The 16,061-nt window shown below is 35.9% G+C and carries 13 protein-coding genes and 1 pseudogene; 9 read left to right on the top strand and 5 right to left on the bottom strand.

Annotated features, from left to right (window positions below; genetic code table 11):
• Window positions 1–140: 140 nt before the first annotated feature.
• Together DL897_RS02650 and DL897_RS02645 are read left to right on the top strand one after the other, a co-directional pair.
• Complete coding sequence (locus tag DL897_RS02650; RefSeq protein ID WP_168188611.1) at window positions 141–821, top strand: DUF4309 domain-containing protein; 681 nt, start codon at window positions 141–143, stop codon at window positions 819–821.
• A 373-nt stretch (window positions 822–1,194) separates the two neighbouring features.
• Window positions 1,195–3,108, top strand: a complete 1,914-nt coding sequence (locus tag DL897_RS02645) for a heavy metal translocating P-type ATPase (protein WP_420824105.1) — start codon at window positions 1,195–1,197, stop codon at window positions 3,106–3,108.
• 186 nt (window positions 3,109–3,294) lie between these two features.
• On the opposite strand, the pseudogene DL897_RS02640 reads toward DL897_RS02645, so the two are convergent.
• Window positions 3,295–3,429 (bottom strand): annotated as a pseudogene (locus DL897_RS02640) (RNA-guided endonuclease InsQ/TnpB family protein); the annotation flags it as partial.
• Window positions 3,430–3,819: 390 nt separating this feature from the next.
• Window positions 3,820–4,947, bottom strand: a complete 1,128-nt coding sequence (locus DL897_RS02635) for an MFS transporter (protein ID WP_113657730.1) — start codon at window positions 4,945–4,947, stop codon at window positions 3,820–3,822.
• A gap of 285 nt (window positions 4,948–5,232) precedes the next feature.
• Here DL897_RS02635 and DL897_RS02630 point away from each other — a divergent pair, with 285 nt between their 5' ends.
• From DL897_RS02630 to DL897_RS02610, 5 genes are read left to right on the top strand one after another with little or no spacing between them, the layout of a single operon-like run.
• On the top strand, window positions 5,233–5,523 hold the full coding sequence (locus tag DL897_RS02630; protein ID WP_240627236.1) for a hypothetical protein: 291 nt from the start codon (window positions 5,233–5,235) through the stop codon (window positions 5,521–5,523).
• Window positions 5,524–6,957: a methyltransferase gene (locus DL897_RS02625; protein ID WP_113657561.1), complete on the top strand. Its 1,434-nt coding sequence runs from the start codon at window positions 5,524–5,526 to the stop codon at window positions 6,955–6,957.
• Complete coding sequence (locus tag DL897_RS02620; RefSeq protein WP_113657560.1) at window positions 6,954–8,294, top strand: restriction endonuclease subunit S; 1,341 nt, start codon at window positions 6,954–6,956, stop codon at window positions 8,292–8,294. The genes DL897_RS02625 and DL897_RS02620 overlap by 4 nt, the downstream gene beginning before the upstream one ends.
• Window positions 8,295–8,317: 23 nt before the next feature.
• Entirely contained in the window at window positions 8,318–9,838 is a 1,521-nt protein-coding gene (locus DL897_RS02615; RefSeq protein WP_113657559.1) for a class I SAM-dependent DNA methyltransferase, read from the top strand.
• Window positions 9,813–11,057 carry a restriction endonuclease subunit S gene (locus DL897_RS02610; protein WP_168188610.1) on the top strand — a complete coding sequence of 415 codons (1,245 nt, stop codon included), beginning with the start codon at window positions 9,813–9,815 and terminating at the stop codon, window positions 11,055–11,057. Before DL897_RS02615 ends, DL897_RS02610 begins: the two co-directional genes overlap by 26 nt.
• Before the next feature lie 20 nt (window positions 11,058–11,077).
• On the opposite strand, the gene DL897_RS02605 is transcribed toward DL897_RS02610, so the two are convergent.
• Window positions 11,078–11,290, bottom strand: a complete 213-nt coding sequence (locus DL897_RS02605; protein WP_113657557.1) for a YhzD family protein — start codon at window positions 11,288–11,290, stop codon at window positions 11,078–11,080.
• Between the two features lie 157 nt (window positions 11,291–11,447).
• On the opposite strand from DL897_RS02605, the gene DL897_RS02600 reads away from it, so the two are divergent.
• The gene (locus DL897_RS02600) at window positions 11,448–12,626 is read left to right on the top strand and encodes an MFS transporter (RefSeq protein WP_206186471.1); all 1,179 of its coding nucleotides are present in this window, start codon (window positions 11,448–11,450) and stop codon (window positions 12,624–12,626) included.
• A gap of 44 nt (window positions 12,627–12,670) precedes the next feature.
• On the opposite strand, the gene rnz is transcribed toward DL897_RS02600, so the two are convergent.
• The gene (gene rnz / locus DL897_RS02595; RefSeq protein ID WP_113657555.1) at window positions 12,671–13,588 is read right to left on the bottom strand and encodes a ribonuclease Z; all 918 of its coding nucleotides are present in this window, start codon (window positions 13,586–13,588) and stop codon (window positions 12,671–12,673) included.
• A 232-nt stretch (window positions 13,589–13,820) separates the two neighbouring features.
• Between rnz and DL897_RS02590 the strand changes: the two genes are divergently transcribed.
• Entirely contained in the window at window positions 13,821–14,747 is a 927-nt protein-coding gene (locus tag DL897_RS02590) for an MBL fold metallo-hydrolase (protein WP_113657554.1), read from the top strand.
• 175 nt (window positions 14,748–14,922) lie between these two features.
• Here DL897_RS02590 and DL897_RS02585 read toward each other — a convergent pair whose 3' ends face one another.
• The gene (locus DL897_RS02585; protein ID WP_113657553.1) at window positions 14,923–15,816 is read right to left on the bottom strand and encodes a hypothetical protein; all 894 of its coding nucleotides are present in this window, start codon (window positions 15,814–15,816) and stop codon (window positions 14,923–14,925) included.
• Window positions 15,817–16,061: the final 245 nt, after the last annotated feature.

Here is a 16,061-nt window from a genome sequence, read left to right as displayed (position 1 = left end):
TATTTTATATTGAATGACAATATTACAATTTATCAAGAATTATCTTCTGTTATTTTGAAAAGTGTTCATTTTACATCGCTTTGGGTGTTTATATATAATATTATTGCAAAAAATATATTAGGGTTAGGATGGCGAATAGTTTGAATAAGAAGGAACTTTTACTGTATTCATTTGTAATTATGATAAGTCTATTTTTGCTAGCTGCATGTAATTCTTCAACGAATGGTATAGAAAAAACAGAAGCGGTTGTAACACAGAAGAAAGAAACGGAGAGTAAGCAAGCAACAATTAATCAAGAAAAAGGGCAAAGTACAGTTAATCAAGAAAAAGAGCAAGATGTTAATAATGATACAAATAATAAAGTTGAAAAAGAGAAGGAAAAAGAAAAAAAAGTTAACAAAGAAAAAAATGAGAAATCGGCAGTCCTTAGTAATATAATGAAGAAAGCAAAACAAGGAAAAGTGATTAATAGTAATCTGTCTTTGGACGATCGTATTGAAGAAGCTATTAAGCGATATGGTAATCCAGATCCAATATCCCTAGATAATCAATATGTATATAAAAAGCCTAACGTAATTCTTTCTTTTGATAGAGGCTCAAAGGAGATTTACAATATTCAATCTTATGATCCGCGTTATAAAGGGATCACTATTAAACAGATGAAAGCAGTGCTTGGTAAACCACAACGAGATGTAAGTTCGCATATGTACTCATACTTATATCAAGCTAGTAAATATCAGGTGATTTTTCATTTCGATCCAGAGAATAAAAAGCTAGTAGATGTTGAAATTAATAATCCAGATACGAGTCCATTATTTTAATTAATGGATAATTTTTATTAGAAGAGATTACCCAAGAATCCCCTGCATCTACGCATGCCCTATGTAATAAGAAAGTGAAATTGGAAGGAAAATATCATACGATATTCGTTAATGATTTATAAAATTTCCCCTTCATGCAGAATGAAAAATGAAGCTGTATGAAGGGGAATTTTTTGTATCTAAACCATTTACAGTGTACTTATTTTTAATTTATAATGATTCTAAGTTAATAATGATAATAAAAAGAGAATAATAATAATCATTCTCAACATGATGCGACTCCAGATCGAGTCGCATGTAGTGTCTTTGGGTCATTTAAAAATAATAATTATTTTCATTAAAGGCTGGTGAAAGTATGAATACCCTTTATCCATTGGAAAAGAATCTAAAACCACTTAAAACAGATCAGCAATCAAGTAACACCATTCGATTTGAAAAACTTAAACGACATAGTGAGATGATAGCAGCATTAGGGTCAGGTCTGATTGTGCTTATCGCTTATTTCCTCATGCCTACCATGCCAAAAACATCGATTATCCTTTATCTCCTTGCCTTCGTGATGGGTGGATTTGTCAAAGCTAAAGAAGGCATTGAAACGTTGGTACAAGAAAAAGAGATTGATGTCAATTTATTGATGATTATTGCGGCGATTGGCGCTGCGGCGATTGGTTATTGGTTAGAAGGAGCTGTGCTCATTTTTATTTTTTCCTTAAGTGGAGCGTTGGAAAGTTATACAGAAGCGAAGAGTGAGCGTGATCTATCCAAACTTATGAAGATGAAACCAGAAACAGCAAGAGTGGTTGATGAAAACGGAGTAGAGCGAGAAGTTAAGATTGAACAGTTACAAGAAGGAGACTTACTAATTATTCGTCCAGGTGAGCGAATTGCTGCTGATGGAATTGTACAAGAAGGTTTTTCGTCAGTTGAGCAGGCGATGATTACAGGAGAATCGATGCCAGCCGAAAAGGAATTAGGCGATGAAGTATATGCAGGAACAATGAATGGTTCTGGATCACTAATTGTGAAGGTAACTCGTGCTGGAGAAGATAGTGTATTTGCAAAGATCATTCGACATATAGAACAAGCGAGAAATGAAGTTCCAGCATCACAAACGAGAATAGAGCGAATCGAAAAGGTTTATGCGAAAGCCATTTTAAGTATCACTGTATTGTTACTCTTTTTGCCGCACTATTTGTTGGACTGGAGTTGGTCTGAAACGGTCTATCGAGCAATGGTGTTTTTGGTAGTTGCCTCTCCTTGTGCATTAGTTGCTTCCATTATGCCAGCCGTTCTTTCAGCGATCTCCAGTGGTGCTAGGAAAGGAATTTTATTTAAAAGCGGGCGACAACTAGAACTGTTATCAGATGTAAAAGTAATTGCTTTTGATAAAACAGGCACATTAACGAAAGGAAAGCCGGTTGTAACCGACTTTATCCCTGCACAAGGAATGGATTCACACGAATTACTTACGGCTTTAGCATCGATTGAATCATTATCTGAGCATCCCATTGCCAAAGCCATTGTGCAAAAGGCTCAAACTGAAGGGATCCGTTTAAGCCGACCCGCACATTTACAAGCAATCACAGGTTTAGGGGTTGAGGCAGAATATCTAGGTCAACGATGGCGAGTGGGGAAACCGAAGATGTTTGTCCAAATTACAAATGAAATACAAGAACTTGTTCAAGGATTAGAGATGGAAGGGAAAACAACCATCCTAGCCGAAAGGGCAGGACAAATTGTAGGTGTGGTCGCTCTAAGAGATACTTTGCGTGATGAAGCTAATACCATGGTACAACAATTGAAGAAAATGGGCTTAAAAGTAGTGATGTTAACAGGAGACCAAGAAGTAACTGCTAAAACGATAGCGAAAGAAGCAGGTATAGATCAAGTTTATAGTAACCTCCTACCGGAAGATAAAGTGAAGGCAGTTAAAGAATTACGACAACATTATGGAAAAGTAGCGATGATTGGTGATGGTGTAAATGATGCCCCAGCACTAGCTACAGCCAATGTAGGTGTAGCGATGGGCGGAGCTGGAAGTGATGTTGCTTTGGAAACGGCAGATCTGGTATTGATGAACGATGAGTTAAGTAAAATACCTCAAGCCATTCGCTTAGGAAAACGAACACAGCGAATTGTGAAACAGAATATGGTTTTTGCTTTATTGGTTATTTGCTCATTGATTCTTGCTAACTTCCTGCAAGAAATGACACTTCCATTTGGGGTAATTGGGCATGAAGGAAGTACTTTACTGGTGATATTGAATGGTTTGCGGCTATTAAGATGATTAGCGTATATTTAATCTAATGAGCCTCTCCCACTTACGCTAACGCTAAGAAGTGGGAGTTTCTTACCATCAGAATCAAGAAGCTCTCACGTATCGAAGTGATCGGAAAGTCATCTGGATTCCTAAGTAAGCAACAGGTACAAAAAGGATGTACCAGGGTCGGAACAGACCATCTACTACTTCTCGCTAAGCAATCCGTAGATACGTTTGTTTCGTGGAAACATCGAGATGCTGAATCGCTCCATGTGTGTCTCGATGTTCTTGATACCCACAGGAACAACGGTAGTTTCTAGAAGAGACCTTTTTTCTCTTCTTGCAGACAGGACATGTCTGATATCAGCCATTTTATCACCTAATGCTGTGAAATAAATAGGCAACAAACGATTCTGAAAAACGAAAAAATGGTCAGACTTGCGAGAGGGACAAAAAAACTCCCTCCCTCGTCTGACGCGTCATTCATCTCACCGCTTATAGAAGCGGGAGACTTCTTGGAAAAGTATGTTAAAAAATTAATTCAATAGACTACGTTAGCACCTACGTGAATACAAAGAGATGGAGACTTCTTGGAAAGTTAGGGCTTCTTACTCTAGTGGATATGCTAACCACATGGTAAGAGCCTTTTAAAATAAGCTTGTTATAAATATTGGGAATGTACGATTTGCCCTATTCTAGGAGTGATTGAGGTTTTGGATTAATTTGTATTTATCTGCCTTATTTCTGAATATTAGGTCTAGTATGAGAATAGATAGCACATCCTAAAGAAAGCAGGGATATTAATGCACCTATCCAAGGATTGAACAATACAGAAGATTGTTTGATAACCACTCCGCCTATATAAGATCCGATGGCAATACCGATATGGCATGCCGAGTTATTAAACCCTATTTGAATATCTGAACCTTCGGGCGCGCTCTCTATTAAGTATATCTGTTGTGCTGGGGTAATTGCCCAACTTAATAAACTCCATATAACTAGATTCATGATAAAAACAGGGAGAGATGATATCGTGATGGGTAGAAGAGCTAGCGCGATGATAAACAGGGTAATGATCATGAAAATCGTCTTTGATGATCCCCACTTATCAGTGACCCAACCACCTATACCTCCACCTAATATGGCTGAAATACCAAATATGAAAAAGTATAAGCTAATCCAATCGCTACTGAGGTGTAGGGATGCCTGTAAAAAAGGTGCTAGGTACGCATATAAGGTAAGATGACCTGCTAAGATTAAAATGATAATCAAATGTGCACTTAATATTTTACTGTTTTTTAATGTGGCTAACTGCTTCTTTAGAGGTAAAACTGAATCAGATGATATTTTAGGTAGTAATAAGAATATACTAATGATGGAAATAATAGTTAGTAGAGAAATGATTAGAAAAATATATCTCCATCCAAAAGTTTGACTAATGATGATCCCAAGAGGAACACCCAAAACGAGTGAACCGCTAATTCCCATAGAAATAACTCCAATTGCTCTTCCGTAAATCGAAGGCGCCGCTAGCTTTGTAACAATCGTAATCGATAATGTGATCAATAATGAACTGCTTAACGCGAGTAGAATTCGGGATAACATTAAAACAGAATAATTAGGGCTAAATGCAGATAATAAATTCCCAATCAAGAAGACAAACAGCGAGTAAAGGTACAGCTTTTTGCGTTCATATCTGAATGTCATAGTCAGCATCACAGGACCTGACAGAGCAAAAGCAAGTGAATAGACTGTGATCAATTTGCCTGCTTCACTAATGGAAACCCCTAAATCTGCTGCAATTAGATTCAGTATTCCTCCTATAACTAATTCTACAGTTCCTACTATAAAACAAGTAACTGCCATGATATAAATACTAATTTTCACACCATCACCCCTTAACAAATGGGTTCATGTTTTTTAAACCGAACGATGATCGGTTTTTTGTTTTTTAAAGGAGATTACTTTACATAATTCTAGTATATAAGGAGATCGATATAAAATAACAATAGTAGTAAATTGGATAAACATACTCATATATTTCTGAAATTTATTTATATTGTCATTGACATATAAGATTGAAATATTGTAAGATTAGTACACATAAAACACGCCTATATTTTTTACAATAAATAAATGGAAGGTGTGGTCATGTTGAAAATGAAATATTGGAAAGTAGTTTGTCGATATGGTCACGTAGGAAAAAGAAAAGATGTAAGTGTTGCACGCTACTTGAAAACAAACGCGAATTTAGATATATATGAAGTGATGTTAATTGCTTCTACAATGCCAGGTGTAAAATGTAGAGGAATCTTAGAAGTTACACCTATTTCGAAAGCAACTTATCAATCAGGGAAGGAGAGCGAAAAAGAGAACTTATATTTGAAAAAATTAATGTCCTTTAAACCAAAGCAAGAAGGGAAAAAGGAAGTGGCTAGTTAATTGAATCGGAATGTTAAATGGTCGGGAGTAGATGAGCGAAAGAGACAAATTATTTCTCGTCTAAGGAGCTTGGGTTATCCTATTATTAAAGAAGATGTATTAAGAAGTGGTAAAAAACAAACGATTGATCTTGTTGCATATGTGATTGATGGAAAGGGAAATTTGATTCCGCAAGTTGTTGTAGATATATATGAAGATCCTCCTGTTCATGCTCCAGTTTATCTACAAGGTGCAGCTAGAAGCTTAGATGTCCCTTATGCTTTGCTGATTACGAGAGAACGAGAAGTATGGTATGACCAAAATTTATTACCTGTTTCTCCCCCTAATACAGTTTATTCGTGTAGTCAATATATTACTGATATTACGCAAATTCAGCGAATTTATTGGCGATGCTATCATACGTTTCGTGGTGTACTCGATAGCGAAAATACACTAGCACTACTAGCATATAATATGCTCTTACGACATGATCTAAAACAAAAGGGAAATTTAGAAGGATGGTCATCAATTCAATCACCTAAAGTTTATATTCAACTTCTGGAAGAAACGATGAATACGTATCATTTAATTGATCAGAACTTACTACTCGCATTAAAAGGGTTTACTTCAACTGAAATAGAATCCTTGGTTCGGAAGACGGAGCATATTATTCCAACCCATTATAATCTAGGATTTGTTCTGATTCAGTTAGTAGAAAAGGTTCTACATCCTAAAATGCAAATTGGTGAAGTGATTACTACACCTGCTTTAAGTGAGCTTTTTCAGCAAACTATTCAAGTGGTGTTTGATCAAGGGCGTATGTTGGATTTGTCGTTAGGCTCTGGATTTAATCTTTTTCGTTGTTTACAAGTGATAAAGCCAACGATCTGTGAAGCGATAGAAGTAAACCACAAAGCAGCAGAGTTAGCGCAAATTCTATTTATAGTCACGGGTCTTTATGATCGAGTTACCATTTACCAGATGAATTCATTGGAGTATAAATCGACGGAAAATTATGACCTCATATTGCTTAATCCACCACTCGGACAGCGAATTCGTTCTGACGCACTTAATTATAATGAATTTGCAGTAACAGAATATGGAAGGCGTCGCCGTGTTGACTTAAGTGAACTTCTTTTAGAGCAAGCCATTCAACTAGCTAAACCAGGTGGAATGATTTTGACACTTCTTACAGAAGGATTGCTTTTTAAGAATCCAGTTACGACAAGAGACTATATACGAAAAGAAACGATCATTGAAGGAATTTTTAGTCTACCTCCTCATACTCTTCGACCCTATACTGCTGTAAAAACAAGCTTACTTGTCCTAAAAAAGAAATTAGATCATACTGAAATAGGAAAAGAAGTTTTTTTAGCAGAGCCAAAGAGCTTAGAAGATTTTACGGTAGTAGTCGATCTTTTTGCAAAGTGGCGTAAAGGGGAGAAAGTCGGGTGAACTTGGTTCATATCATTTCTTATGAACAGATACTCAAAAAAGATGATTGGACAGTCAGTTCTTTAGTATTTGATCAAGAACAAAACGAGCATCGAACCATATTACTATCTGATCTAGTGGATATCAATACTGAAAGCCTTCCCTCCAAGGATCTACTTAAAGGTCACAAATATCAATATGTAGAATTAAGCTCCGTTAATGTGGATATGGGAATGATTGAGTCAACAAAGCTGGTAGATCCAAACGATCTACCAGCAAGGGCTCGCTTATTCGCTAGAAAAGATGATATTATTTTGTCATTGGTTAGACCCGAAAGAGGAGCAGTAGCGATTATTCCAGAGCAATTGGATGGTTGTATTGTAAGTAGTGGGTTTGCTGTGCTTCGGCCGAAAGAATTTTGTGCCGAACTAATTTACTTTTTATTACGACATCCAAAAGTACTCAATGAATTAGGAAAACTGGCAACCGGTACGATCGCCAGCTTAAAGCTTAAACAAATCAAGGATTATAATCTCCCATTTTTATCACTTTCTCTATTACAAGAAAAGAAAGCAAAAGAGCTTTATCAACAACTCCTAGCTTGTTATCAGAAAAGAAAGTCACTATCAGCTGTAGTAGAAGAGGTATTTGAGCAAAAGTTGCTGATTAGAGAAAAGAAACAGGATAAGAGGTCATTGATTAAAGTCTTAGCATATGAAGAGCTATCCGGTCGACTTGATGTGGCTCACTATTTAGCTGAAGATATATCGGTCGAGTGGAAGTGTATACAAGTTCCTTTAAAAGAGCTTGTAAAAGTGGGAATGAGTGTACCTGTTGGACGAAATGACTTAAGCAACAAAGGAATTCCTTATATTAGACCAAGTAATCTTTCGGATGAAACGATCCATTTAATCGCTCAAGAGCCGGTTTATGTTCCAGAAAATATAGTTTATGATTCCAAAGGAAGAGTACTCCAAACAGGGGATATCCTAGTGCTACGAATAGGAGGAACACTAGGACGGTCAGCTCTTATCACTAAAGAATGGAATGGATCGATTGCAAACTCAAATATGTGGGTTCTTACACCTGACCAAACCACACTTTCTAGTGAATATTTGGCCTACTACTTTAAAACAAGATGGGTACACCAAACTTTTGCGATATGGAAAACCGGAGATACATTACCCCAATTACGAGCTAATGATTTAAAGGAAATGGTTATACCTGTCCCAGAGATGAAAATACAAAAAGAAATTGTTGCTTTGATTAATGAAAGAATAAATGGGGAAGAAGATCACTGTGTAGTCAATAACATCAAGCATTTTTTTGTGTCCCTGTCTCATAAAGATATGATCTAGAGAAGTTCCTGAGGTGAATATCAGTGATTAAGGGAGAAATTAAGAGGAAAGTAGATGAAATATGGAGGTATTTTTGGACAGGGGGTATTACAAATCCCCTTACCATTATCGAGCAGTTGACATATCTTCTATTTATGAAAAAACTGGATGATCTAGAAAGAGAACAGGAAGAGAATAGGAAAACGAGAGGAATTATATATCAATCAATTTTTAATGAAAAGCAGCAGTTGAGATGGAGTCGATTTAAAAATTTGTCTGCAGATACTATGTATCAAGTAGTAAAAGAACATGTTTTTCCGTTTATTAAACAGTTAACTCAAAAAGAATCGAATATAACTAGATATTTGGAAAATGCGGTGTTTCTCATTCCGACTCCTATTCTTTTAAAACGAGTGGTAGAGGGGATTGATCAATTATTTGATTATTTACCTATAAGATATGATGATTTTTTAGGAGATTTATATGAATACCTACTCTCAAAATTACAAATAGCAAAGCAGAATGGTCAATTTCGTACTCCACGTCATATTATTGAAATGATCATTAAAATGATGAAGCCCGCTCCTAGTGATCGAATTATGGATCCCTCTGTAGGGACTGCGGGTTTTCTGGTATTGACATCACAGTATATCCGAAAGCACTATCCAGAAATTTTTACAGATAGAGAAAAAAATAACTTATGTAAACATTTTTACCAAACGATGTTTTATGGTTTAGATATTGATATGACGATGCTACGTATTAGCACTATGAACATGATACTACATGGATTTCATAGTCCGAATATTCTCTATCATGATGCGATTTCTAAAAATTATTCCCAACAAGACCAGTTCACACTAATATTAGCTAATCCGCCTTTCAAAGGTTCGATTGATCAAGAGTATGTATCACCTGATTTAGTGCAATTACTTGGAGCGAGCAAGAATAAACCATTAAAAACGGAGTTACTATTTTTGGCACTGATATTACGTTTATTAAAACAAGGAGGGCGTTGTGCTATCATTGTTCCGGAAGGAGTGTTGTTTGGTAGGAGTAAAGCACATATTCGTATAAGGAAAGAGTTAGTTGAACATCAGAAAGTTGAAGCGATTATTTCCCTTCCTGCCGGAGTTTTTAAACCATATGCTAGTATATCAACAGCTGTGCTCATTTTTACGAAGACAAACAAAGGTGGAACGAATGATGTTTGGTTTTATGAAATGAAGGCGGATGGTTTTTCATTAGATGATAAGAGGATAAAACTCGATGAAAATTTGCACGAACAAAATAATATACCTGATATTATAAGTCGATTCGAAAATTTAGAAGCAGAAAAAGGAAATCAACGAACTGCACAATCTTTTTTTGTATCTATCGATGAAATTCGCCAAAATCAGTATGACTTAAGTATTTATCAGTATAAAGAAATCAATTATCCAAAAATTAAATATGAGAGTCCTGAACTCATTCTTAAACAGCTTAGACAACTGGAGCAAGAGATTTTCGAAGGAATTGATGAGTTGGAGGCATTCATGCATGAAGACTCAGTGGATCAAAGTTAAAGATATTTTTGATATTCAAAAAGGCAAAAAGATGACGGTTGCTTACGAGCAAGAAGGCATTCTACATAGACAAGAAAAAGGGAGTTCCCTGTTAGCATCAAGTGATGAATATCAGCCGAAGGTGTACCGCTATCTGCAATGTAGGGACTTAAAGAATCGAATTAAGCCGAAGTATATATCTGTTATTGGAGATGCTGTAACTGTAGATCATAAGGATATCATTTTGGTATGGGATGGGGTAAATGCAGGAGATATTTATACTGGATTATCTGGAGTAATTGGTAGTACACTAGCTGTTTTGAAACCCAAAAACGATACCCTAATCTGTACAGATTATATTGCTAGATACTTACAGAGTCAATCTCCTTTGATAAAAAGTCGATGCAAAGGGGCTACCGTTCGGCATATTCAGAGAGAGTTTATAGAGAATTTGTTAATTCCATTGCCTGATATAGAAAGACAAAGGAAAATAAGTAAGATATTAGGTCAACTAGAGTTACTAATTCAGAAACAAAAGCAAGCGATTGCTATGGTGGATGAATGGATACAGTCTATTTTTTACGGACTATTTGATGATCCTGTCCAGAATACGAAAAATTGGGAAATGAATGAGTTGGGAAGTGGCGTTTCGTCGATTGTTGGGGGATGGAGCCCAGTATGTATAGATCAACCAACTCCTAAGAATGGTTGGGGAGTATTAAAACTTAGTGCAATTTCACAAGGCTTCTATAAAGAAGAAGAAAATAAAACACTACCATCTCAAATCGATGCAAGAGAAACACTCACTGTCCAAGTTGGCGACTTACTTATATGTCGTAAAAATGTTAAGGAATTAGTAGGAAAGTGTGCCTATGTTTTTGAAACACGAGATCATTTACTAATTCCTGATACGATGTTTCGACTCCGAATTCATCCACGATCGGAAAAGCTTGATCCTATTTTTTTATGGAAGCTCTTAAATGAAAAAAATATGAGAATTAAAATTCAACAGTTAGCTAGTGGTAGTGCTAGTTCTATGTTAAATATATCGAAATCGAAACTACTACAATTATCTATCATCCTACCACCGCTTTCCCTTCAAAAAACTTTTGCAAGCATTGTTTGTAAATCGGAGCTAAAAAAGAAGAAAATGAAAGAGTATTTATATTTACTAGAAAAGGTTTTGCTTTATTGGCAGCAAAAATTTCATCTCCAAAGAGAAGACCTTTCCAAGCAATAGATGTTGGAAAGGTCTTTTGTCTATGAGCTTTTTGCTTGATGCAGCTGAAATGAATGTGGTTTGAAGGAAACCAGCCGACCTGTTGTATGAAAAATACGATGAGGCTTATCTTCATGGTTATGTTCACTTAACCAAGCATATCCTACTTTTTTTGCCTCTTGGTCTGTATTTGCATGAAGCACTTCGTCATATAATACCTTTCCATCCAGATCAAAAACAGTCATATGATACATATTCTAACCCTCCAATAAGAGAATATATTTATTTTCTATTATATAATATTTTATGAAACTTCTTATACGGGAAAATGACAGGAAAAGCTTCACATTTCTGTATGATTCTCGCTACAATAATTGTGTAAAAATGACCAAACGAAAGGAGGAGCCCATGGTGGAACAATGGTCCATCTACAAATTTCGCATATTGGTATTTATTATTGCTGTGGCCGGAGTTACCCAAGGACTTTTAAATCCTTTATTAAGCACCTTATTAGAAGTAAAAGGGGTTCCTTCTAGTGTAAATGGATTAAGTGCGTCTGCACTGTATCTAGGTATTATTTTTGTTACCCCTTTTTGTCCCATGATTGTAAGAAAAATAGGTTATAAGAGAAGTATTTTAATTGGATTGGTAGTGGCTACTATCGCGATTTTATTTATTCCCTTTTTTTCTAATATCTGGATTTGGGCGCTTTTACGTTTTGTGGTCGGTATGGGAGATAGCCTCCTACATTATTCTACACAGCTCTGGATTACATTTGCAGCTCCTGCTGCCGAACGTGGGAAGCGGATTTCCTTATATGGTTTAATGTATGGTGTTGGATTTGGATTAGGTCCACAAGGGATTCATTTATTAAAGTGGGGAAATGCTGTCCCTTTCTTAGTGGTTGGTATAGTCATGGGAATCGCTATTTTCTTGATTTATCGACTCGATTTGGGAGGGGGATTGCAATCATGTCAAGAGAATGAGACAAATATCAGTATGATGTGGATCTATCGACTTGGTTTGATTGCATTATGCCCTGCAATGATGTACGGACTACTTGAAGCGGGGATGGCGGTAAGCTTCCCAATTTATGGACTGCGTGAAGGAATCTCCAAGGAATGGGTTTCCATTTTAATTTCAGCATTTGTGTATGGTGCCCTCTTGTTACAAGTTCCTCTTGGAATTTTAAGTGATCGTTGGGATAGAAAAAAAGTTTTGATTTTAGCTTGTATCATTGGATCGGTCGGTATGGCACTCATTCCACTACTCGGAAATCAAGTGTATGCACTTCTTGCTTTATTCTTATTAATTGGTGGTTTTGTCGGATCTTTGTTTACGTTAGGGCTTTCTTATTTAGCTGATCTATTACCAGCTCATGCTTTACCGAAAGCCAATTCAATGGCTTCTATCCATTTTAGTTTAGGAAGCATGCTGGGTCCTTATATGGGTGGCCTTTTGATTCAATATTTTGGGGGAGGTTCCTTATTCTATTTGATTTCTACCATTTTGGGAGGTTTTGTTATACTAGCTGTTTTTTATCGCTCAACTACAGAAAATAGAAGAGAAGAAACTACTTCCATGATGTAATCAGATCTAGCCATAGTAACATAACTATGGCTAGATCATGATTTCTACTTGATCGTAAAACAAAAGCCATCATAAGCAAGCCAAGTTTGGGGGAATATTTCCCGTGCTTCAGATAAGAGTTCATTACATTCTTCTTCCAGAAAGCGTGCACTGAAATGAGTCAGGATCAGATTTTTGACCTTCGCATCTTTAGCCAATTGTGCTGCATGGATATTCGTAGAATGAAAATGTTTTTTAGCTTTTTCTTCCATCCCTTTGCGGAAAGTAGATTCATGAATAAGTAAGTCCGCTTCTTGCACTAACATATTTAAGCTAGCTGTTGGTCTTGTATCACCAAGGACTGTGATCTTTTTTCCTTTTTTAGGGGGATTTAGAAAGTCTGCACCATGGATTTGGGTACCATTGTTCAGAGTGATTAATTCACCAGCTTTAATTTTTTGGTAGATGGGACCTGGTGAAATTCCTAAAGCCTTAAGTTTATCTACTTGTAAGGAGCCCGGCTTTTCTTCCTCCACGATCCGATATCCAAAAGACGGAATGCCATGTTCAAGTAGGGCAACCTTAATCCGAAAATGTGGTACTTTGATCTCCATACCGTCTTCAATTTCGATAATCTCGAGTGGATAGCGTAGATAAGTCTGACTAGTTTTTAATGTAATCTCAATAAAAGATAGAATCCCCTTTGGTCCATAAATAGTCAAAGGAGTTTCTGCCCCTTGAAAAGAGCGACTTCCTAAGACTCCTGGGAGTCCAAATATATGATCTCCATGAAGATGAGTAATAAAGATACGTCGTATTTTGCTTAATGTAATTGATGTCGTGAGAATCTGGTGTTGTGTTGCTTCTCCACAATCAAAAAGCCAAGTCTCACCTTGATATTCAGGTAGGACTAAAGCAGCTGAGGAAACATTGCGTGTAGTTGAAGGGATTCCAGCTCCTGTACCTAAAAAAATATATTCCATTTTAATACATCACCTTTTCTTGGATGATAGAGTAAGGAATAACTTCCATTCATCATGCCGATACTATAAAAGTATACTGAATTTATTATTTAAAAACCCTTCAACATTCTATAAATGAAAGAATGGATTTCCAAAAAGAAATATGCTATGTTTTGATTGATTTGATTTGTTTGTGTTTTCGCTTATTGATATAAATTCTATTTTAAAGGGGCATTGAGATTATAACTTGAACATGAGTACAATTGTGATCATTATAGGGGTTATACTGATAGCTCTGCTGTTAGGAATTGCTTATTATCTTTACTGGGTTCTAAAAAGACCAAGACCTTCTTTTAAAGAGTTAGAAGTAAAGATGACCCCAAAAGAATGGAAAAACGATGAAGTAACTGTCGGTTGGGTAGGGCATTCAACAGTTTTAATGAATATTTATGGCTATACAATTTTAACAGATCCTGTATTTGCAAAGCGAGTAGGAATTCGAATTGGGTCTGGGGATCGATGGATTATCGGTCCCAAACGACATATTGATCCAGCAGTATCGCTTGAGGAGATTGGAAAAATCGATTTAATCTTACTTTCACATGCACATATGGATCATTTTGATATTCCCACACTTCGGAAACTAGCACGACCAGAAACAAAGGTGATTATCCCAAAAGGAACTGCACGTTTGCTCCGAAAAATGCCTTTTGGGCAAATACTTGAGATGGCAGATGAAAATACTTTTGAAGTTGACGAACAAGTAAAAATAAAGGGAGTTCCCGTTCGACATTGGGGTCATCGCTATCCATGGAACCGAAGCTTTAGTTATACAGGATACTTAATCGAACGTAAAGGTGTACGACTTTTTTTTCCAGGAGATACTGCTTATACACCAAAGTTTAGTCAACTTAGAGAAGAAGGAGATATTGATATCACCTTTATGCCGATAGGCGCCTATACACCTGAATCATTTCAATGGGCCCATTGTACACCTGAGCAGGCCTGGAAAATGTTTTTAGATACTGGAGCTAAGTGGTTGGTTCCTATTCATTGGGACACATTTGTCTTATCGTATGAACCTGTCCTTGAACCAATGGAACGGCTTATCCAAGTAGCTGGAGATCAAGCAGATCAAATTGCTTTAAAGAAACATGGACAAGCATTTGTATTGAAGTAAAGAAAAAAGAGAAATCATTAGAAACCTCCCTGCTGAAGGGAGATTTCAGTTTGTAGATAAAGTTTTGTGTATATAGTGGTTTTCTTTTGCTTGTTGTTTATAAGAAAATCGTTTTGGAATTAGAAAACCGAGTTATACCATCAGTTATAATCCAGTATCCTATTTAGATACTGGATTATTTGAGAAAAAAGCTTGAAGACTTTGCTAATAGTCTCCCCACTTTTTCCGGTTTATTAAAAATAACATGTCGGGAGATAAAATCCTTATGACCTTTTTTATAAAGGATATAAAGAATTTTTCGTGTGAGCATTGGAATATAAGGATTGTCGATATCGATAATTTTTCGGATAGGAGGTGTCTGAAAATCTTTTTTTAATGGTTTGATGGTTATAAGATATAATGTCCCATTAGTTTGATGGTTATTGTGATAAGTGTATTCTTCAAGTTGATATTTTTGATAATCACCTTGAAAGCATAGAATTTCTCTAGGAATTAGTGGGAGTTTTTGTCTATGAAGTATCCGTGTAGGAATACGAAGATTGATTCGATCTTTTTGTATTTGATTAAACCGTAATAAGGAGGGATAGTTTGCTAAATGAGGAACTAGAGAGGTTCGTCCTAGAAATGTTTGAATAATAAATGTGTCTTTTTTACATCGATAGCCAAGTAGAATATCTTGATCAATAAAACCCCAACCATCTTTGGATATTTTGATTCGCCCCATAAAGTAAATTTGTTGAAGTAGGAGTTGTAACTGTTGAGGTAAAATGGGGGTGGAAATCCGTTCATTCCAACGCTTGATGGCATGGTACTCAAATTGAATTTGATAACCCATTGGTAGGGGCGAAAGATCCAAATAATCAAATCGTTTTGCTCGATTTAATAAACGTATCTGTTCTATTAATTCTGTTTTACTATAAAAAAGGTTGTTCACTTTTATAAAAGAATAGTAGTTAGTGATTTTTGGTTTCGTTAAAAACTTTTTAAGTAAAGAATTTTGTAAAGGATGATTTTTTATTAAGTCTATCTTTGTGGAATCATAATTAGTAGGAAAAGAGGATCGAGTCATATGAATCTACTCCTCAAGAGCATATAGCAATATTTTGGTTAAAAATAGATCATGCTGGAATTTAGCGAAACGCTTTTATTTATGAAACAGATAGAAAGCGTGTAAATTGAATGAATTGTATAATTTTATTCTAACATAGTTCAACGTTTATATGTGGAGAAATATTCTATATATAATGGAAAAAATATTAGCCTCATGTCCCTAAAATAAGGGTCTTAAGTTTTTTGGTAGTTTAACATATTTTT

It is taken from the genome of Thermoflavimicrobium daqui, from assembly GCF_003313465.1.
GTDB lineage: Bacteria > Bacillota > Bacilli > Thermoactinomycetales > Thermoactinomycetaceae > Thermoflavimicrobium > Thermoflavimicrobium daqui.
Note: the sequence above shows the minus strand (reverse complement) of the source record. Positions and strands in the feature narration are given on the sequence as shown.

Coding starts and splice junctions, on each gene's coding strand:
- DL897_RS02610 (WP_168188610.1), top strand. CDS start 9,813: ATGAAGACTCAGTGGATCAAAGTTAAAGATATTTTTGATATTCAAAAA.
- DL897_RS02585 (WP_113657553.1), bottom strand. CDS start 15,816: ATGACTCGATCCTCTTTTCCTACTAATTATGATTCCACAAAGATAGAC.
- rnz (WP_113657555.1), bottom strand. CDS start 13,588: ATGGAATATATTTTTTTAGGTACAGGAGCTGGAATCCCTTCAACTACA.
- DL897_RS02630 (WP_240627236.1), top strand. CDS start 5,233: ATGTTGAAAATGAAATATTGGAAAGTAGTTTGTCGATATGGTCACGTA.
- DL897_RS02635 (WP_113657730.1), bottom strand. CDS start 4,947: ATGGCAGTTACTTGTTTTATAGTAGGAACTGTAGAATTAGTTATAGGA.
- DL897_RS02605 (WP_113657557.1), bottom strand. CDS start 11,290: ATGTATCATATGACTGTTTTTGATCTGGATGGAAAGGTATTATATGAC.
- DL897_RS02590 (WP_113657554.1), top strand. CDS start 13,821: ATGAGTACAATTGTGATCATTATAGGGGTTATACTGATAGCTCTGCTG.